The sequence below is a fragment of the Pseudomonas ogarae genome, assembly GCF_014268695.2.
Lineage (GTDB): Bacteria > Pseudomonadota > Gammaproteobacteria > Pseudomonadales > Pseudomonadaceae > Aquipseudomonas > Aquipseudomonas kilonensis.
The window spans coordinates 4,729,770-4,748,217 of sequence record NZ_CP077086.1 but is presented as its reverse complement, the minus strand read 5'-3'; the positions used below and the strand labels follow the sequence as shown (position 1 = coordinate 4,748,217).

Below are 18,448 nucleotides of genomic sequence, written 5' to 3'. Positions count from 1 at the left end.
GTTTTTTTTCGCCCGTTAAAAAGTCAGAAAAGCGCCCTATAGCGAAACGCTTACACATCGTTGCTGCTTTCTCGTCTTTTTCCACGATACCGTTGGGCCTAATCTATGTTCATCCACTGGGTACAGGGAGTGCTCGGGGTCATGGATGATTGGACCAGGCATGGAATGCCGGACAGGGAGTCAAATTGGTCCTCAAAAAACCCGCCTAGGCGGGTTTTTTTTCGTCTGTGAAAAAGTAACCTGATCATGCCAAGTGCCGTGTCATGGTGCGGTCGGAGCCATCGGCAGCCAAGGTCTGGCCTCCCGGCGTCCGGTCCGCGCCATCGGCAGCGAGAGTCTGACCCCCAGGCGTCCGGTCCGCACCATCGGCAGCCAGGGTCTGCCCTCCAGGCGTCCGATCCGCACCATCAGCGGCCACAGGCTGCTGGTAATCGCCAGCCTGGGTAAAGAAACGGTCTTGCTGCTGGCTCGGCAGGGCAAACGCACTGACGCTCAGGGCGAAGGTGGTAACGGCAATCAAGGTGTTGAACGTTTTCATGGTAAAGACTCCGGTCATATCAAGGGTTGAGTGCCGGGTCGTTCAGATATCGTGATCTGCTGAACCCGTTGCAGCGGCGACGGTTGTCTTGCTGCATGGGTTCAGATTAGGGGCGAGGCGGGGGCGGGCGTTAGACGGATACTGTTCTGGTTTTGCCTGATCCTGTTTGTGTGCAGGATCAGGCGCTACTGGTTTGCAGCGCCTGGGCACGCAAACGGGCGATGTCCTTGCTCGGGGAGGCGCCAAATAGACGGCTGTATTCACGGCTGAACTGCGAAGGGCTTTCATACCCCATCTTGTAGCCGATTGACGAAACGTCGCTGTTCTCTGCCAACAGCAACCGTCGGGCTTCCTGCAAGCGCAGTTGTTTCTGGTATTGCAGTGGGCTCATGGCGGTCACGGCTTTGAAGCGGTGATGCAACGCCGAAGGGCTGAGATTGATCATTTGTGCCAGGCTGTCGATGCTCAGCGGTTCGGCGTAATGGGTATTGAGCCACTCGATGGCGCGGCTGATGCGATGGGTCTGGGTGTCGGGAATGGCGATTTCGTGCAAGCGCTGGCCTTGGGTGCCACGCAGCAGCCGGTAGAAAATCTCCTGTTGGGCCAACGGCGCGAGCGTGGCGATATCGTCCGGGCTGTCCAACAGCCGCAACAAGCGCAACAGCGCGTCGAGTAATGGCGCATCGATACGGTCCAGGAACAACCCGCGTCCGGTTCTTTCGGCCGGCACGCCGATAGGGCTGGCGTCGGCAATCAGGCGGCAGATCTGTGCCGGGTCGATGTCGAGGCGGATGCACAGGTAGGGGCGCTCCGGGCTGGCTTCAATTACCTGTCCGGCCAGCGGCAGGGTCACTGAGACGACGAGGTAATTGAGCGGGTCATACACGTAGCATTCGTCCGCCAGGCGCACTTCCTTGCGTCCCTCGATAATCACGCATAAACCAGGCTTGTGCACGGTGTGCAGGGCTTCGGTCGGCTGGTCGCTACGGATCAGGTGCAAGGCCTCGATGGCCGTAGGGTGGACGCCGTATTCCGGCGCAAAGCGCTTCATCAGGCTCGCCAGTTCGGCGCGGCGCTGGCTGACGCCTTCGTCTGGCGCAATGTGGATGGACGTGGATACCGACATGCCGATCAATCTCCCAGGCCAAATTGAGTGGACCGCGCTAGTAAAGCCGATTGCGCGGCTGTCGGCCAGAGTCGGTTTTATCGCCACAGGATCGTGCAAGTGCGCAGGAGGATCCGGCTAACCCAGGCAAAGGTCGGTTCCCTAATCTGGACCTGTCAAAACGCTCCCACCGGGGCAACACATCCAGACGAGGGAACCATCATGTCCGATATTCAAAACAAAGTAGTGGTCATCACCGGCGCCAGCAGCGGGATTGGTGAAGCCGCGGCGCGGTTGCTCGCGGCTCGCGGTGCTCGTGTCGTGCTTGGCGCCCGGCGCATCGATCGTTTGCAAACACTGGTGCAAGAACTCGAAACCATCGGCCAGCAGGCGGTCTGCAAAGCCGTGGACGTGACCCGCCGCGAGGATGTCCAGCAACTGATCGACTTTGCTGTCGAGCGATTCGGTCGGGTCGACGTGATCATCAACAATGCCGGGGTCATGCCGCTCTCCAAGCTCGAGGCGCTGAAAGTCGAGGAGTGGGACCGTATGATCGACGTCAACATCCGTGGCGTGCTCCACGGCATCTCCGCCGGCCTGCCGCTGATGCAGCGCCAGCGCAGCGGCCAGTTCATCAACATCGCGTCCATCGGTGCCTACGCCGTCAGTCCGACTGCCGCCGTGTATTGCGCCACCAAGTTTGCCGTGCGGGCGATTTCCGAGGGCTTGCGCCAGGAAGTCGGGGGAGATGTGCGTGTGACGGTGATTTCCCCTGGCGTGACCGAATCGGAACTGGCCGAGAGCATTTCCGATGAAGGTGGCCGTGCCGAAATGCGCGAGTTCCGCAGGATCTCCATTCCCGCCGAAGCCATCGCCCGGGCGATCGCCTACGCCATCGAACAACCGGCGGATGTGGACGTCAGCGAACTGATCGTGCGCCCCACCGCCAGCCCGTTCTGAATCGAGTTGACCCGACAGGAAAACCCTCATGAGCGAGTGGTATCGCCATGAGGGAAACCTGCGCTCTGTGGCGGGCCCTGCTGTGTGGGAGCAAGGCTTGCCCGCGATAGAGGCGATGCGGTCTTTCCAGAAATAGAGGTGCCTGTTTCGCGAGCAAGCTTTGCTCCCACAGATGAGCTCAGTTCCCACAGCCCAGCCCAGCTATGCCTGGCTGGGGGCTTATCGCTACGCCCGTTCCAACCGCGCCGCAGCACGTTGGACGATCTGCGAGCGCACCCGGAACGACTCTGCGGTACGCCGGTGGGCTTCTTCCAGGACGCGCGTCGGTGCGGTGTCCGGGCTGCCGGCGTTGAACGGCGGGGCAGGGGCGTATTCGAGCTGCAGTTGGACCAGTTCGGCGGTGTCCTGGTCGAACAGTTCGGCCGCCAGGGTCAAGGCAAAATCGATCCCGGCCGTGATGCCGCCACCGGTGAGCAGGTTGCCATCGCGGACCACGCGATCCTTGACTGGTGTCGCGCCCAGGGTTTGCAGCAGGCTGTGATAGGCCCAATGGGTGGTGGCGCGCTTGCCTTGCAACAGGCCCGCCGCACCCAGCACCAGCGAACCGGTGCACACGGACGTGATGTATTTCGCCTCGGCGGCCTGCCGCTTGATGAAGGTCAGCGTCTGCTCGTCTTCCATCAGGGGCCCGACGCCGGTCCCGCCGGGAACGCAGATCACGTCGAGCTTCGGACAGTCCTCGAACGTGGTGGTGGGCAGCAACACCAGCCCGGTGCTGGCAGTGACCGGCGCCAGGTCCTTCCAGATCAGGTGGACCTTCACGTCTGGCAACGAGGCCAGTACGTCATAAGGGCCGGTCAGGTCCAACTGCTGGACTTGGGGGAATAACAGCAAACCGATCTGCAGCGTCATGTCGCGTGCTCCTTTGGATGATGCCCGAGGGGTGGACGGTTTTACTTTAGATCCGTAGGCTCTGGCGTATACGCCAATAAACCCACGAATCACGCCAATATGCCCAACCCACCGAAAACCGTTCATGTGCTGGCCTTCGCCAACGTGCAAGTGCTGGATGTCACCGGGCCTTTGCAGGTGTTTGCCTCGGCCAACGACCTGGCCCGCCAGCAAGGCCTGCCGTTGCCCTACACGCCCAAGGTCATCGCTGTGGGTGGCGGGGCGGTGATGTCCTCAGCGGGGTTGGCGCTGTTAGCCGAGCCGCTGCCGAGCGAAGGCAGCGACACGCTGTTGATCGCCGGTGGCTGGGGCGTGTACGAAGCGGCGAAGGATCCGGCGCTGGTGGCCTGGGTCAAGGAGCACGGCCTGCGTTCACGAAGGGTGGCGTCGGTGTGCACCGGGGCGTTCCTGCTGGCCGCCAGCGGTTGGCTGGACGGGCGGCGCGTGGTGACACACTGGACCCGCTGCGAACAACTGGCCGAGCAGCATCCGCAGTTGCGGGTCGAACCCAACCCGATTTTCATCAACGACGGTCCGGTCTGGACCTCGGCCGGGGTCACGGCCGGCATCGACCTGGCCCTGGCGCTGGTGGAGGAAGACCTGGGCCGCGCGGTGGCGCTGGAGGTCGCCCGGCACCTGGTGGTGTTTCTCAAGCGTCCCGGCGGGCAATCGCAGTTCAGCGTGACGTTGTCGCTGCAAAAGCAGGGCAGTCGGTTTGATGACCTGCATGCCTGGATCGCCGAAAATCTCACCCGTGACCTGGGCCTGTCGAGCCTGGCCGCCGAGATGGGCATGAGCGAACGCAGCTTTGTGCGGCACTACCGCGCCGACACCGGCCAGACTCCGGCGCGGGCGGTGGAGTTGATTCGCGTGGAAACCGCTCGCCGCCTGTTGTCCGACACCGCTGTGTCGATCAAGCGGGTGGCGGTGCAATGTGGCTTCGGCAGTGAGGAAACTCTGCGCCGCAGCTTTTTGCGGGCCATGGGGGTGACGCCACAGGCCTATCGCGAGCGGTTCGCCGTCAGCCCTCAAGCAGATCCAGCAATGCCTTGAGCGTCGCCTCGGGGGCTTCCTGTGGGATGTTGTGGCCGACACCGGCCAGCACGCGGCGCTCGTAAAAACCTGTGAAATGTTCGGCGTCTTCGTCGTGTTCCGGCGCGGGCCCCACGCCGTCGTCGGCGCCGCACAGGGAAATGCTCGGCACGCTGATGGCCGGTTGTGCCACCAGCCGTTCCTCCATCCACTCCAGCGTCGGGTCACCCGGTGCGTACATGAAGCGATGACGGTAGGAGTGGATCACCACGTCGACGAAGTCCGGGTTGTCGAACGACACGGCGCTGAGAGGGTACAGTTCGGCGCCACGTTTCCAGGTCGGTGACCACAGGCGCCAGAGCAACTCACACAGTTCACGTCGGTTCTGGGTCAAGCCCTCGACGCCCCGCGCCGTGTGGAAATAGTACTGGTACCACAGGCGATGTTCGGTTTCCGGGTCCAGCGGCTGCGTGGAGCGGGGAATATCCTGCAGGTTGTAGCCGTCGCCGGTCACCAGGCAGTGAACGCGCTCGGGCCACAGCGCTGCGACGATACACGCCGCCCGACCACCCCAGTCGTAGCCGCACAGCGCCGCCCGAGGGATGGAGAGTGCGTGCATCAGGTCCAGCAGGTCCTGGGCCAGCGCCGCTTGCTGGCCGGAGCGCAGGATGGTCGGGTTGTTGAACCGGGTCGGGCCGTAGCCGCGCAGGTAGGGCACGATGACCCAGTAGCCGCGCTCGGCCAAGGCGGGCGCAACATCATCGAAAGCCCTGGGGTCGTAAGGAAAACCGTGCAGCAGGATGATGGGTTCGCCGCTGGCGGGACCGTGTTCTTCGTAGGCGATGCGCAACAGCGGCGTCACGGCGAAGTTGACCTTGGGATCGAGGTTCATGTTGGCCTCCGGCATTACCCGATTGCGATCAGGCGGGTTCCTGGTTCACGTATTTGGCCCGATCCGGCGTGAATGTCACGATCATGTTCGTGCTGGAACAGGTGAGGGTGCGCTCCTGGGTCAGGTCGATGTCCAGGTCTTCACCGCGCAGGCCCTGCCATTGGGCGAGATACTTGAGACAGCCGAATTTTTCGTTTTTCTTCAGGCTGCGGCTGACGCCACCTTTCCAGCCCAGTACCGGCAATTCACCGGCCAGGCAGCGTTGCGCCAGTTCGGGAAACTTCACCGCGCGGTCGCGGCCGATTTCCCAGCATTTAATCAGGCCCCGGTCCTGGCTCTCCCAGAGGTCTTCGCGGGTCAGGCCTGTTCGGGGTGGGGTGGTGATGGGGCGTTTGATATGGGTCATGTCAGGTCCTTGAGTCGGGTTTTTATCGGGCAGCTCCGCTGCACCCGTGAGAGCATCGATCTTAGGAGGGGTTTGGGGGGCTGGCAACTCGAAACGGGACGTAACGATAAATGGGAAGCGGGTACTGCAATGCTCTTGTGGCGAGGGAGCTTGCTCCCGCTGGGTTGCGAAGCGACCCCCTTGTGTCAGGGAAATTTTGCGCCTGCTGCGCAGTCGAGCGGGAGCAAGCTCCCTCGCCACGGGGTTGTGTTCCTACAAAAAAATAGGCGAACCGGAATTTTCTGACGAGTCGCGGCGGTTGCCGGTTAGGAAATAGCGGGGATAGGCTTTGCTCGTCGCTGCAAAATCAGCGACTGGGTTTGGTCGCCCGGGTTTAGAATGGCGCACGGTGCCGCGCGAGCGGCTGTCTGCTTTATGGCTGACTGTGCGTGGGAGGGCTTCGGGCCCTGCCGGGTTTCCATTCCCTGGTCGACCAACCTGCGTACAGTTCGCCACCCCTCTGCTTGGTCGCGGAAATGGCGAACTCCACTTTCGAATGGAGATTCACATCATGGTCAAGATCACCCCCAACCCTCCACGCGCCGAAGACCTCTCTGCCTACACCACCCTCGATTCAAAAAAACTCCGCGAAGCCGCCGATCGGGCGTTGAATATCCATTTGTCGCCCACCCCACCCAAACCCGACACTCAGGACGGCCAGGTTTTCACCGTGGTCCCCGGCCTCAACACCGAATCTGTGCTGACCACTCTCAGCGAAACCCTGGCCTCAGCTGATGCGCTGGTCAGTGACCTGACGTTCGATCTGGAAGGTTCCCGGCGGCATGTTGCGTTGGGGATTCAGCAGTTGATCGAGCTGGCCAAATTGTTGGCCAACCGTGCGTTGGATGACCTCGAATTGGCCGATTCAACGCAATAGCCAGCACACCACTTTCCCTGTGGCGAGGGAGCTTGCTCCCGCTGGGTTGCGAAGCGACCCCAAGATTTTTGCGCCTGCTGCGCAGTCGAGCGGGAGCAAGCTCCCTCGCCACAGGGACTGTGCCCAGTCTGAAGGGCAACTCAGCTCACGGCTGCCAATGAGTTTTCTCCCCGCTCAACTTGCGATCCAGGAAGCTCGCCGCGCTGATCAGCGCCAGGTGGGTCAGGGCTTGGGGAGTGTTGCCCAGGTGGTAGCCGTGGCTGTCGAATTCTTCGGCGTAGAGCCCCAGCGGGTTGGCGTAGCGCAGCAGTTGTTCGAACTCCAGCTGGGCTTTTTCCACGCGGCCGGCGCGGGCCAGGCATTCGACGTACCAGAACGAGCAGGCCGCGAATGAGCCTTCGATGCCGCTGAGGCCGTCGATGGGGCTGTCGTCGTTGCGGTAGCGATAGACCATGCCGTCGCGCACCAGGTTTTTTTCGATGGCATCGAGTGTCGAGAGCCAGCGCGGGTCGCGGGCGCTGACGAAGCGCACCAGCGGCATCAACAGCATCGAGCCGTCCAGGGCGGTGCTGCCCAGGCGCTGGATGAAGTGCTGATGTTCGTCGTTCCAGAAGTTTGTCCAGATGTCCTGGTAGATGGCCTGGCGCGTCTCGTCCCAGCGGGCGAACGGGGCGGGTAGGGAGCGCTTTTCGGCCAGGCGGATGGCACGATCGACGGCGACCCAGCACATCAGCCGCGAATGCAGAAAATGCTGTTTGTCGCCGCGCATTTCCCAGATACCCACATCCTTGTCCTGCCAGACCTTGCACACTTGGTCGACCACATCGACGGTGTGTTTCCAGCCTTGATGGGAGATGGCTTCGCCGTATTTGTTGACTAGGTAAACCGCGTCCATCAGCTCGCCGAAAATGTCCAACTGCACCTGTTGGTAGGCCAGGTTGCCGATGCGTACCGGTCGCGCATTGCCGAAGCCGCTCAGGTGCGGCAGCTCGGTTTCCGGCAGTTCCAGCCTGCCGTCCAGACCGTAGAGGATGTTGAGTTTGGTCGGCTGATCGCAGCAGTCGCTGACCCGCCCGCGCAGCCAGCGCATGTAGGCATTGGCTTCTTCGACGAAGCCCAGGCGCATGAACGCGTAGACGGTGAACGAGGCGTCGCGGATCCAGGTGTAGCGGTAATCCCAGTTGCGCTCGCCGCCGCGGGTTTCCGGCAGGCCGAAGGTGGCGGCGGCGAGGATGGCGCCGTGTTTGCGCGAGGTCAGCAGCTTCAGCGCCAGGGCCGAGCGGTTGACCGTTTCCCGCCAGCGTCCCCGGTAGGTGGACTGGGCGATCCAGCCGCGCCAGAACGCCAGGGTGCGTTCCAGGCAAATCGCGCTGACATCGTCCTGTAGCCGCGGGTCGTCGATGCCACCCAGCAGGAATTCGGCGCTCTGGCCCTGCGCCAGGGTGAATTCGGCCATCGCCGCATTGCCGTCCAGCGTCATGGGCTGGTCGGAGCATAAGCGCAGGCTCGGTTGCCCCGGCGCCTCGAAACAGATGTGGGCAGCGTCCTGGCGCGCAGTGGTGGCGGCCCGGGCGTAGTCATGCCGCACCGCGCAGCGCATGCGAAACGTCGCGCTGCCGACGGTCATGTGCACTTTGCGCATCAGCACCGGTAAATCATCCTCGCTGTCGCCGATGGGCAGCAGGTCGGTGACTTCCACCACGGCGCCGTCGCTCAGCCAGCGGGTTTGCAGCACGTTGGTGTCGGGCAGGTAGATTTGTTGGCGGCGGGCGTTCGGCAGGTCTGGTGCGAGTTGGAAAATTCCCGCTTCCGGAGTGTCCAGCAGCGAACAGAAGATCGACGGGCTGTCGAATTCCGGCCAGCAGAAAAAGTCGACACTGCCTCGGTCATTGACCAGCGCGGCACTGCGCATGTCGCCGATGATGCCGTGGTTCTCGATGGGGCTTTGCGGTTCGTCATGATCAGCCATTGCCGCGAAACCCCGGATAAAGGCTCATCCCGCCATCGATGAACAGCGTGGTGCCCACCACATAATCGGACAAGTCCGAGGCCAGCCAGACCACCGCGTTGGCGACGTCCTCCACAGCGCCGACGCGACCGTAAGGAATCAGCTCCAGCAGTTTCTGTTCTTGCTCGCCTTCGGTGGCGTCCTGGTTGATGGCCGTGCGGATGGCGCCGGGGGCGATGCTGTTGATGCGGATGCGTTGGTGGCTGGTTTCCTGGGCCAGGCTCTGCATCAGCAGGTCGACCCCGCCCTTGGATGCGGCGTAATTGGCGTGGCCCGCCCAGGGAATGCGCTGGTGCACCGAACTCATGTGGATGATCTTGCCCGCGGCCCGGGACACGCCGTGGCGAATGCCCTGGCGGGTGAAAATCCGCAGGGCGGCGCGAGCGCAGAGGAACTGGCCGGTGAGGTTGGTGCCGATCACGGTGTTCCAGTCTTCCAGGCGCATGTCGACGGTGGCGGCGTCTTTTTGCAGGCCGGAGTTGGCGACCAGGATGTCCAGCGCGCCAAACGCTTCGAGGGTCTGGGCGAACAGCCGCTCGACGTCCGGCTCCTTCGACACATCGGCCCCGACAGCGATGGCGCGGCCGCCGGTGGCGTTGATTTCACCGGCCAGCGCTTCGGCCGGGCCGGCGCTGGAGTGGTAGTTGAGTACCACCGCGGCACCCGCGTCTGCCAACGCCCTGGCCGCGCCTGCGCCAATGCCGGAGCTGGCGCCGGTGACCAGGGCAACCTGTCGGGCGAGGGATATCTGCATGGTCTAGCACCTTGAACGGAGGGCCTTACCTGCTGACTCGCGTGAGGCGTGCAGAGTTCATTTGGGTGAAGCGGTCTTCATATTCCAGGTCCAAACACAAACCTGTGGCAAGGGGACTGTGGGAGCATAGCTTGCTCGCGAAACAGGCGACTCGATTTCTGAAAGACCGCATTGCCTTCATCGCGGGCAAGCCTTGCTCCCACAATCCTCCAGCCACAAAGAATGTTGCTTCAGGTCGGTTGTTACCAACCCCGCCCCGAATTCACCCAGAAATTCACCGACAACGACGTCGACACCGACTCCACCTGATGGAACCAGCCTTCCGGCAAAAACAGCAAATCCCCTGCCTCCAATGTCACGCGCATGAAGGTCACGTCGCGGGCGTGGGGGAAGCGTTGGTAGTCCGGCGCGTCCGGGTTGAAATCACAGCCGTCCAGCCCGCCTTGGGGCGCGGTGGACCAGGTGCCCAGGGCTTCGCGGTGGTGAGGCGCGGCGAGGGTGAAGGTTTTCTGGCCCCAGACCTGGGCGAACAGGTTGTCGGTGTCGTCGCGGTGCAGCGGCGTCAGGGTGCCCTTGGGGCCGATCCAGATGCGCGGCGGGATGAACAGCGAGGGGTCGAAGTAGGGCGGGTACTTGATCTGCTCCATCAGTTGGGCCGGCAGGAGGTTGTTGCCCATGTAGGCCGGTGGTTCGCCGTCGGCGCCCTTGGTCGCCGGGCTGTCGAGGGAGGCGATGAAGTCGGCCATGGACGTGGAGCGGAAATCCCGCTCGGTGGAGAAGGTCTTCTTCACGTAGTCGCCGTGGCGGGTGATGCCTTGCAGCTCGGCAAAATGCACCAGGGATTCTTCGCGGCTGAGCTTGAACAACGGCCAGTCCTGCAAGGCATCGCTGATGACCAGCGGAATGCCGTGGGGCAGATAGCGCGCTTGAAACTCCTGCACCGACAGCTCGCTGCGAGGCCGACGCTCGACGCTGCGTTGGGTCGGCAGGCGGGCGGTGAGTTTTTCGCTGAAGCGCGATGGGGTGGGGTAGCGCTTGTTCATGTCGACCTTTTCCACCACGCCACCGCCATGCCGGGCATGGTCGATGATCTGCGGCAGCAACGTCGCCAGGCCCATGTTGCCGCCGATCTTCAGGCGCCCGCTGGCGAACAGTTCCTCGACATTGGCCATGCCGGCCATGATCCCGAGGAAATCCTTCTCCGCCACCTCGATGGTGACGTCGGGGCTGGTGTGGCGGCCCGCCTCGGTGCGGCTGCTGGCCTTGACCTCGGACCAGTACGCCTGGTGCGGGCCGAACACGAATTGGAAGACGCCTTCGATACCAACGGCGCCGGCATTGGCGAACAGCTTGCCCAGGATGGTTTGCAGGTCCACGGCGGTCACTCTTGCGGGTTTTTGGTCTTAGCAGGTAACGAGGGCCTGGATCAGAAATTTAGGCCCCATCGCTGCGTCATCGACCGTCGCCCTAGCGCGTCGCGACCATGAATACCCGGGGAAACGGCAGCAGCACCGTCCCATCGTCCTGGGCTGGATAAGCCTGTTCGATCGCCTTGAGGTAGCGAGCCAGGTACTGTTCGCGTTGCGCCTCGTCCAGCGGCTCGAGAAACGGCCGCAAGGCGCTGCCCTTGAACCATTCCACCACGCCTGCGGCACCGCCGGCCAAGGGGTGATGGTAAGTGGTGCGCCACACATCGACGCGGCTGCAGTGTGGCTTGAGGATCGAGTAATAGGTGCTGGCATCCGCCATCTCGGTACGCGAATCAGCCGCCGCGGCCAGTTGGCTGGCCCAAGGCCCGTTGGCGGCGATTTCCCGCATCAAGCGGTGGGAGGGCTGGTGCAGGTTGTCGGGCATCTGGATTGCCAGGCTGCCACCGGGAGCGAGTTTGTCCACCAGCGAGGGCAGCAGGGTGGCGTGGTCAGGTAGCCATTGCAGCACGGCGTTGGCGAAAATCACGTCGAACGGCCCGGGCTCATCCCATTGGCCGATGTCGGCAGTGTCGAACGGCACGGCGGGCAAGCGTTTGCGTGCGGCCTCGACCATGTCGCTGGAGCTGTCCAGGCCGCGCACCGTGGCACCGCTGAAATGTTCCACCAACAGCTCGGTGGAATTGCCCGGGCCGCACCCCAGGTCGATCACCGAGCGGGCCTGTGTGGGGGGGATGGCGGCGAGCAGGTCCCGGGACGGACGGGTGCGTTCCTGTTCGAAGGTGACGTATTGCTTGGCGGACCAGCCCATGGCGTTCTCCTGTGTGGTGCAGTAATCGAGGTATCGCCAGTATAAGGTCGGGTGGGAAGATGAACCGCGTTATCGTTCATCGTGGGCAAGCCTTGCTCCCACAACGTAGCGAACGTCACGGTTTTGACTAATTCCATGGGTTACGATTTCGTTATCTTCCCTACACGACCGATCGGAGAAAACCGCAGTGACCCAACTGACCCTGCTGTGCCTGCCTTATTCCGGCGCCAGCGCGATGGTGTACAGCCGCTGGCGGCGCACGTTGCCGCAGTGGCTGCACGTGCAGCCGGTGGAGCTGCCCGGACGCGGAGCGCGCTTCGACGAGCCGCTGCACACTGACATGGGGCTATTGGCGATGCAGTTGGCACGGGAGTTGTCCGCGACGCTCCAGGCCCCGTACGCCTTGTTCGGTCATAGCCTGGGCGCGCTGCTGGCCTGCGAGATCGGCCATGCCCTGCGTGAGCTCGGCTGCCCGGAACCGGTGGCGCTGTTTGCGTCCGGCACCGCGGCACCGACGATGCGCGCCGACTATGATCGCGGTTTCGCCGAGCCGAAAACCGATGCTGAACTGATCGAGCAACTGCGCACCCTCAACGGTACGAGCGAGGAGATCCTGGCCAATGAAGAGCTGATGGCCTTGACCTTGCCGGTCCTGCGGGCAGACTTTCTGCTGTGTGGACGCTTCCAACCGCGGCAGCGGCCGCTGCTCAACTGTCCGGTGCACGTGTTCGGCGGCACGGCCGACAAGGCCACCACGGAGCAACTGATGGGCTGGCGCCAGGAAACCACGGGCAGCTTCTCGGTGGACATGCTGGCGGGCGGGCACTTCTTCATTCACGAGCACGAAGCCAAGGTGCTGCGGCTGATCAAGGATCAGTTGAGCGTGCATCATCGGCGGCATGGGTTGGCCATCAGCGCATAATTTGCTCAAGACCCGTTTTTGTGGCGAGGGAGCTTGCTCCCGCTGGGCGGCGAAGCCGCCCCAAAGAGACGGCATAGACACCTCAAAAGAAATGGCCCAGTAGTCCAGGTAAACCGCATCAGCCGGTTTACGACTGCTGCGCAGCCGAGCGGGAGCAAGCTCCCTCGCCACGGGTTTCTTCCTTTCTGACACTTGTTCTCAAACGCTAATTTTTCCGGTTTGCATTCGTTTCATAGGGACGACTTGCCTTTGTGCCTTGTGCCCACTGATTCCGGATACCCCAGAAATGAATGCTGAAGACGCCTTGAAACTTGCTCGCCGGTTTATCGGGTTGCCCCTGGACAAGCGCCGGATGTTCCTGGCCGCGTTGGACAAGGAGGGCGTGGAGTTCAGCGGTTTTCCCATCCCCCGGGGCGTCGAGGCCGAGGATCGCCAGGCGTTGTCCTATGCCCAGCAGCGCATGTGGTTTCTCTGGCAATTGGAGCCCGACAGCGGCGCCTACAACCTGCCGGGAGCGGTGCGGCTCAAGGGCACGTTGAGCCTGCCGGCGCTGGAGCAAGCCTTCGCCAGCCTGGTGGCCCGTCACGAAACCCTGCGCACGGTATTCCAGTGCCAGGCCGACGACAGCCTCCTGCAAGTGCCGACCGACGCGCCGCTGGTGATCGAGCACATGGATTTCAGCGCCATGCCGGCAGCCGAGCGCGAGCAGGCAGTGCGTCGGGCCGCCGAGGAACAATCACTGCGGCCCTTCGACCTGTCCAGCGGCCCCTTGCTGCGGGTCGAACTGCTCAAGCTCGATGATCAGGAGCACGTGCTGCTGCTGACCTTGCACCACATCGTCTCCGACGGTTGGTCGATGAACGTGCTGATCGATGAATTCATCCGCTGCTATGACGCCCATGAAGCGGGCGTGGAACCTCAGTTGGCCGACTTGCCGATCCAGTACAGCGACTACGCCCTGTGGCAGCGGCGCTGGCTGGAAGCGGGGGAGCTGCAGCGTCAACTCGATTACTGGCAAGCGCAGCTGGGCGATGAGCATCCGGTGCTGGAGCTGCCCATCGACTATCCGCGCCCGGTGTTGCCGAGCTATCGCGGTCGTCGCCTGGAACACGTGGTGGACGCCGCGCTGGTCGAGCAACTGCGCGGCGTTGCCCGCCAGCATGGGGTCACGTTGTTCATGCTGCTGCTGGGGACTTTCAATATCCTGCTGCACCGCTATACCGGGCAAGACGACTTGCGGGTCGGCGTCCCGATCGCCAACCGCAACCGCCGGGAAATCGAAGGGCTGATCGGTTTCTTCGTCAACACCCAGGTATTGCGGGTGCAACTGGACGGCCAGACTCGCCTCGGCGACCTGTTGCGTGACATCAAGGAAACCGCCCTCGGCGCCCAGGCCCACCAGGATCTGCCCTTCGAACGGTTGGTCGAGGCGCTGAAGCTTGAGCGCAGCCTGAGCTACAACCCATTGTTCCAGGTGATGTACAACCACCAGCCGGAAGTGGCCGACGTCACCACGCTGAAAGTCGGCAGCGGTCTGGAGCTGGGCGTCATCGAGTGGGAAACCCGCAGCACCCAGTTCGACTTGAGCCTGGATACCTACGAAAAGGGCGGGCACTTGCATGCGGCGTTCACCTACGCCAGTGACTTGTTCAACCCCGACACCATCGAGCGCATGGCTCGGCACTGGACGCTGCTATTGCGCAACATCGTCAACGACCCGCAGCAGCGCGTCGGCGAGCTGGCGTTGTTGGCGCCGGCCGACTATCGGCAGGTGGTGACAGAGTGGGCGCGCCACGACACGAGCTGGCCGAGTGAGCGCCCGGTGCATGAACTGTTCGAGGCCCAAGCTGAACGTAGCCCGGATGCCATCGCCTTGATCTGCGATGGACAACGATTGAGCTATGGCCAGCTCAATGCCCGATCCAACCGCCTGGCGCGCACATTGGTGGCGGCGGGGGTCGGTCCTGACGTGCTGGTGGGCATCGCTGTCGACCGGAGCGTGGACCTGGTGGTGGCCATTCTTGCCGTGCTCAAGGCCAGCGGTGCCTACGTGCCGCTGGACCCCCAGTACCCGGTGGATCGCCTTCGATTCATGATCGAAGACAGCGCCAGCCGTTTGCTCCTGAGCCAAAGCCATTTGCTTGAACGACTGCCTGTGCCTGACGGCGTGCGTTGCCTGTGCCTGGATCAGGCCGAGTCCTGGGAAAGCGCCGAGCCAGGCAACCTGCAACGCAAGGTGTGGGCCGACAGCCTGGCCTACGTCATGTTCACCTCCGGCTCGACCGGGCGCCCGAAAGGCGTCGGTATCAGCCACGGCGCGCTGAGCAAGCATGCGTTTGCCTCGCAGCACTATTACGGCTTGAACAGCGCCGACTGCGTGCTGCAATTCGCGACGTTCAACTTCGATGCCTTTGGCGAGCAGTTGTTCGGCCCGTTGACCTGCGGCGCCTCGGTGGTGCTGCGCGGCAACGAGGTATGGGACAGCGAAACCCTGTACCGCCAGATCGTCGAGCAGGGCATCACGGTCATGGACTTGACCACTGCCTACTGGAACATGATTGCCAAGGAGTTCGCCGCTGTCGGGCCGCGTGACTATGCGGCGCTGCGCCAGGTGCACAGCGGCGGTGAAGCCATGCCGCCCGAAGGCGTGCAGGCCTGGCGCCGGGCCGGGCTGGAGCAGGTCAAGCTGCTCAACACCTACGGCCCGACCGAAGCCACGGTCACGGCCACCACCCTTGATTGCAGCGATTACGTCTTCAATCGCCGGCCGCTGCCGCTGACCTTGCCCATTGGTCAACCGCTTCCAGGCCGGCATACCTATCTGCTCGATGCACACCTGGCGCCCACGCCGGTGGGAGTGACCGGCGAGCTGCTGATTGGCGGCGAGCTGCTGGCGCGTGGTTACTTTCAGCGCCCGGCCTTGACCGCCGAACGTTTCATCCCCGATCCGTTTTCCACCAGCGGTGCGCGCCTGTATCGCACCGGCGACTTGGCGCGCTTCAATGCCTTGGGCGAAATCGAATACGTGGGCCGCGTTGACCATCAAGTGAAGATCCGCGGCTTGCGCATCGAGCTGGGCGAGGTCGAAGCACGCCTGTTGGAACTTGCGGCGGTCAGTGAAGCCGTCGTACTGGCGGTGCAGGGTGGCAGCAGCTTGCAACTGGTGGGTTATGTGGTGCCCAACGACACTTCGCTGGTGTCAGCCTCGGCTGATGAGCAGGGCGCTGCGCGGGAAACCCTCAAGGCGCAACTCAAGGAGCTTCTGCCGGATTACATGGTGCCGACCCAACTGGTGTTCCTTGCGCAATTGCCGTTGAGCCCCAACGGTAAGCTCGACCGCAAGGCCTTGCCGTCAGCGGATGCCAGCCAGTTGCAGCAGGCCTATATCGCCCCCCGCAGCGAACTGGAGCGAGGTATCGCGGCCATCTGGCGGGACGTGCTCAAGCTTGAACAGGTCGGCTTGACCGACAACTTTTTCGAGCTGGGTGGCGACTCGATCATCTCGATCCAGGTGGTCAGCCGCTCGCGGCAGGCCGGGATCCATTTCACCCCCCGTGACCTGTTCCAGCATCAAACCGTGCAAGGCCTGGCGAGCGTCGCGCAACAGGGCGGCAGCGGGCTGCAGATCGATCAGGGGCCGGTCAGCGGCGAACAGCCGTTGCTGCCCATCCAGCAGGTGTTTTTCGAGGACGCCATTGCCCAGCGTCACCACTGGAACCAGGCCGTCTTGTTGCGCAGCCATCTACCGTTGCAGGCCCCGGCGCTGCTGCAGGCCCTCAACGCAGTGTTGGCGCATCACGATGCCTTGCGTTCGCGCTTCGTCGAAACTCCGGCGGGCTGGCGGGCCGAGGTGGCGCCGATCGCGGTCGACCCTGAGTTGTTGTGGACAGCGGACAACCTGAGCGCCGCTGAGCTGCAAGACTTGTGCGCCAAGGCCCAGTGCAGCCTCGACCTGCACAATGGCCCGCTGCTGCGTGCGGTGCTGGCGAGCGTGGCCGATGGCAGCCAGCGCCTGTTATTGGCCGTGCACCACCTGGCCGTGGACGGTGTGTCGTGGCGCATCCTGCTGGAAGATCTGCAACGGGCTTATCAACAGGCCAGCGTCGGCGCCGCCATCAAGCTGCCGGCCAAGACCAGCGCCTACAAGGCCTGGGGCGAACATCTGCAGGCCTATGCCAGCACTGAAAACGTTCAGGCCGAACTGACGTTCTGGCAGCAACAACTGCAAGGCGCGGGAGTGGATCTGCCGTGGGATAACCCCCAAGGCAGCCGGCAAAGCCGTTACGCCAAAGTGCTGCACAGCCGTCTCGACAAAATCCTCACTCAACAGCTGCTGCAACAGGCTCCCGCGGCGTATCGCACCCAGGTCAACGACCTGCTGCTGACCGCCCTGGCGCGGGTGATCTGTCGCTGGACCGGGCATGCCGACACCTTGATCCAGCTCGAAGGCCATGGCCGCGAAGAGTTGTTCAAAGGCGTCGACCTGACCCGTACGGTCGGCTGGTTCACCAGCCTGTTCCCCGTGCGGCTGACCCCGGCCGATGGCGTGGGCGCCGCGATCAAGCAGATCAAGGAGCAACTGCGGGCGATCCCGAACAAGGGCATCGGTTTCGGTGTGCTGCGCTACCTCGGCGACGATGCGGCGCAAGCCTGTCTCAAGGCCTTGCCATTGCCGTGCATCACCTTCAATTACCTCGGCCAGTTCGACGGCAGTTTCGATGCCCGGGAGGGGGCGCTGTTCAGCCCGGCGGGGGAAAGTGCCGGCTCCGAGCAGAGCCTTGATGCGCCATTGGATAACTGGCTCAGTGTCGAAGGCCAGGTCTACGACGGCGAGCTCGACTTGCGTTGGACGTTCAGCCTTGAGCAATTCAACGAGGCGACCATCGCCCGTCTGGCCGATGACTATGCCCGCGAACTGGAAGCACTGATCGGCCATTGCTGCTCGGCCGCCTCCATGGGCACCACGCCGTCGGACTTCCCGCTGGCGCGCATCACCCAGGCGCAGTTGGACGCGATCCCAGTGCCCGCTGCCGCCATCGAAGACATTTATCCACTGTCGCCGATGCAACAAGGCATGCTGTTTCATACCCTGTACGAGCAGGGCACCGGTGCCTACATCAACCAATTGTGCGTGGATGTCGATGACCTGGACCCCGAGCGTTTCCGCGCGGCGTGGCAGGCGACCCTGGACGCCCATGAGATCCTGCGCAGCGGCTTCATCTGGCAGGGCGAGTTGCAGCAACAGTTGCAGGTCATCCACCGTCGTCTGACGCTGCCCTACACCGTGCTCGATTGGCGCGAGCGCCATGACGTCGCCCTGGCCCTCAAGGATTTCATTGCCGCTGACCTGGCCACGGGTTTCGACCTGACCCAGGCCGGGCTGCTGCGGGTCACGCTGATTCAACTGAGCGATGAGCGTCATCACCTGATCTTCACCAACCACCATATCCTGATGGATGGCTGGAGCAGCGCGCAGATGCTCGGCGAAGTCCTGCAACGCTATGCCGGTCAACAGCCGCCGCGCCCGGTCAGCCGCTATGCCGATTACATCCAGTGGTTGCAGCGCCAGGACGCCGCGCTCAGCGAAGCGTTCTGGCGGGGGCAACTGGCCGATCTCCAGGAGCCGACTGTACTGGCGAACGCCGCTGCGGCGAGTGGCGAGATGCGCAGCGAAAGCGGTCATGCGCTCAGGCATTTCCGTCTGGATGCGTCGGGCACTGATCGTC

General features: G+C 63.2%; 13 protein-coding genes and 1 pseudogene (1 of these 14 running past the window's edge). 5 read left to right on the top strand and 9 right to left on the bottom strand.

Going from position 1 to position 18,448, the window contains the following annotated elements; all coding sequences use genetic code 11:
* Window positions 1-244: 244 nt before the first annotated feature.
* Window positions 245-424 (bottom strand): annotated as a pseudogene (locus HU749_RS29695) (hypothetical protein); the annotation flags it as partial.
* A gap of 292 nt (window positions 425-716) precedes the next feature.
* A complete protein-coding gene (locus HU749_RS20655) occupies window positions 717-1,664 on the bottom strand; it encodes an AraC family transcriptional regulator (RefSeq protein WP_079304431.1) in 948 nt (315 codons plus the stop codon).
* Between the two features lie 201 nt (window positions 1,665-1,865).
* Here HU749_RS20655 and HU749_RS20650 point away from each other — a divergent pair, with 201 nt between their 5' ends.
* Window positions 1,866-2,603 (top strand): SDR family oxidoreductase, encoded by a 738-nt coding sequence (locus tag HU749_RS20650; RefSeq protein WP_186652519.1) that lies wholly within the window; start codon window positions 1,866-1,868, stop codon window positions 2,601-2,603.
* 225 nt (window positions 2,604-2,828) lie between these two features.
* On the opposite strand, the gene inhA is transcribed toward HU749_RS20650, so the two are convergent.
* Complete coding sequence (inhA, locus tag HU749_RS20645; RefSeq protein ID WP_186652520.1) at window positions 2,829-3,515, bottom strand: isonitrile hydratase; 687 nt, start codon at window positions 3,513-3,515, stop codon at window positions 2,829-2,831.
* Between the two features lie 99 nt (window positions 3,516-3,614).
* Here inhA and HU749_RS20640 point away from each other — a divergent pair, with 99 nt between their 5' ends.
* Window positions 3,615-4,607: a GlxA family transcriptional regulator gene (locus HU749_RS20640; RefSeq protein WP_186652521.1), complete on the top strand. Its 993-nt coding sequence runs from the start codon at window positions 3,615-3,617 to the stop codon at window positions 4,605-4,607.
* On the opposite strand, the gene HU749_RS20635 is transcribed toward HU749_RS20640, so the two are convergent.
* Both HU749_RS20635 and HU749_RS20630 read right to left on the bottom strand, forming a co-directional pair.
* The gene (locus HU749_RS20635) at window positions 4,576-5,478 is read right to left on the bottom strand and encodes an alpha/beta fold hydrolase (RefSeq protein WP_186652522.1); all 903 of its coding nucleotides are present in this window, start codon (window positions 5,476-5,478) and stop codon (window positions 4,576-4,578) included. The genes HU749_RS20640 and HU749_RS20635 overlap by 32 nt on opposite strands.
* Before the next feature lie 28 nt (window positions 5,479-5,506).
* Window positions 5,507-5,884 (bottom strand): hypothetical protein, encoded by a 378-nt coding sequence (locus HU749_RS20630; RefSeq protein ID WP_057450182.1) that lies wholly within the window; start codon window positions 5,882-5,884, stop codon window positions 5,507-5,509.
* A gap of 550 nt (window positions 5,885-6,434) precedes the next feature.
* Between HU749_RS20630 and HU749_RS20625 the strand changes: the two genes are divergently transcribed.
* Window positions 6,435-6,800: a DUF6124 family protein gene (locus HU749_RS20625; protein WP_046065896.1), complete on the top strand. Its 366-nt coding sequence runs from the start codon at window positions 6,435-6,437 to the stop codon at window positions 6,798-6,800.
* A gap of 145 nt (window positions 6,801-6,945) precedes the next feature.
* On the opposite strand, the gene HU749_RS20620 is transcribed toward HU749_RS20625, so the two are convergent.
* The 4 genes from HU749_RS20620 to tam all read right to left on the bottom strand — a co-directional run bounded on the left by HU749_RS20620 (window position 6,946) and on the right by tam (window position 11,800).
* Window positions 6,946-8,769, bottom strand: a complete 1,824-nt coding sequence (locus tag HU749_RS20620) for a glycoside hydrolase family 15 protein (RefSeq protein ID WP_095962043.1) — start codon at window positions 8,767-8,769, stop codon at window positions 6,946-6,948.
* Window positions 8,762-9,562 (bottom strand): SDR family oxidoreductase, encoded by an 801-nt coding sequence (locus tag HU749_RS20615; RefSeq protein WP_046063429.1) that lies wholly within the window; start codon window positions 9,560-9,562, stop codon window positions 8,762-8,764. Before HU749_RS20615 ends, HU749_RS20620 begins: the two co-directional genes overlap by 8 nt.
* Before the next feature lie 242 nt (window positions 9,563-9,804).
* Window positions 9,805-10,938 (bottom strand): cupin-like domain-containing protein, encoded by a 1,134-nt coding sequence (locus HU749_RS20610; protein ID WP_186652523.1) that lies wholly within the window; start codon window positions 10,936-10,938, stop codon window positions 9,805-9,807.
* Window positions 10,939-11,029: 91 nt separating this feature from the next.
* Window positions 11,030-11,800 carry a trans-aconitate 2-methyltransferase gene (tam, locus tag HU749_RS20605; RefSeq protein WP_079304993.1) on the bottom strand — a complete coding sequence of 257 codons (771 nt, stop codon included), beginning with the start codon at window positions 11,798-11,800 and terminating at the stop codon, window positions 11,030-11,032.
* 187 nt (window positions 11,801-11,987) lie between these two features.
* Here tam and HU749_RS20600 point away from each other — a divergent pair, with 187 nt between their 5' ends.
* Window positions 11,988-12,722, top strand: coding sequence for a thioesterase II family protein (locus HU749_RS20600; RefSeq protein WP_014337394.1), 735 nt, complete (start codon window positions 11,988-11,990; stop codon window positions 12,720-12,722).
* A gap of 286 nt (window positions 12,723-13,008) precedes the next feature.
* Window positions 13,009-18,448, top strand: partial view of a non-ribosomal peptide synthetase gene (locus HU749_RS20595; RefSeq protein WP_217870552.1) — the 5' end (the start) only. It continues 7,178 nt past the right edge of the window; 5,440 of the gene's 12,618 nt are visible here — the first part of the coding sequence; its start codon is at window positions 13,009-13,011; its stop codon lies off the right edge, out of view.

What these genes read in the sequence shown, in the direction of transcription:
- inhA (WP_186652520.1), bottom strand. Translation starts at nt 3,515, where the DNA reads ATGACGCTGCAGATCGGTTTGCTGTTATTCCCCCAAGTCCAGCAGTTG.
- tam (WP_079304993.1), bottom strand. Translation starts at nt 11,800, where the DNA reads ATGGGCTGGTCCGCCAAGCAATACGTCACCTTCGAACAGGAACGCACC.
- HU749_RS20650 (WP_186652519.1), top strand. Translation starts at nt 1,866, where the DNA reads ATGTCCGATATTCAAAACAAAGTAGTGGTCATCACCGGCGCCAGCAGC.
- HU749_RS20640 (WP_186652521.1), top strand. Translation starts at nt 3,615, where the DNA reads ATGCCCAACCCACCGAAAACCGTTCATGTGCTGGCCTTCGCCAACGTG.
- HU749_RS20615 (WP_046063429.1), bottom strand. Translation starts at nt 9,562, where the DNA reads ATGCAGATATCCCTCGCCCGACAGGTTGCCCTGGTCACCGGCGCCAGC.
- HU749_RS20620 (WP_095962043.1), bottom strand. Translation starts at nt 8,769, where the DNA reads ATGGCTGATCATGACGAACCGCAAAGCCCCATCGAGAACCACGGCATC.
- HU749_RS20655 (WP_079304431.1), bottom strand. Translation starts at nt 1,664, where the DNA reads ATGTCGGTATCCACGTCCATCCACATTGCGCCAGACGAAGGCGTCAGC.
- HU749_RS20635 (WP_186652522.1), bottom strand. Translation starts at nt 5,478, where the DNA reads ATGAACCTCGATCCCAAGGTCAACTTCGCCGTGACGCCGCTGTTGCGC.
- HU749_RS20625 (WP_046065896.1), top strand. Translation starts at nt 6,435, where the DNA reads ATGGTCAAGATCACCCCCAACCCTCCACGCGCCGAAGACCTCTCTGCC.
- HU749_RS20630 (WP_057450182.1), bottom strand. Translation starts at nt 5,884, where the DNA reads ATGACCCATATCAAACGCCCCATCACCACCCCACCCCGAACAGGCCTG.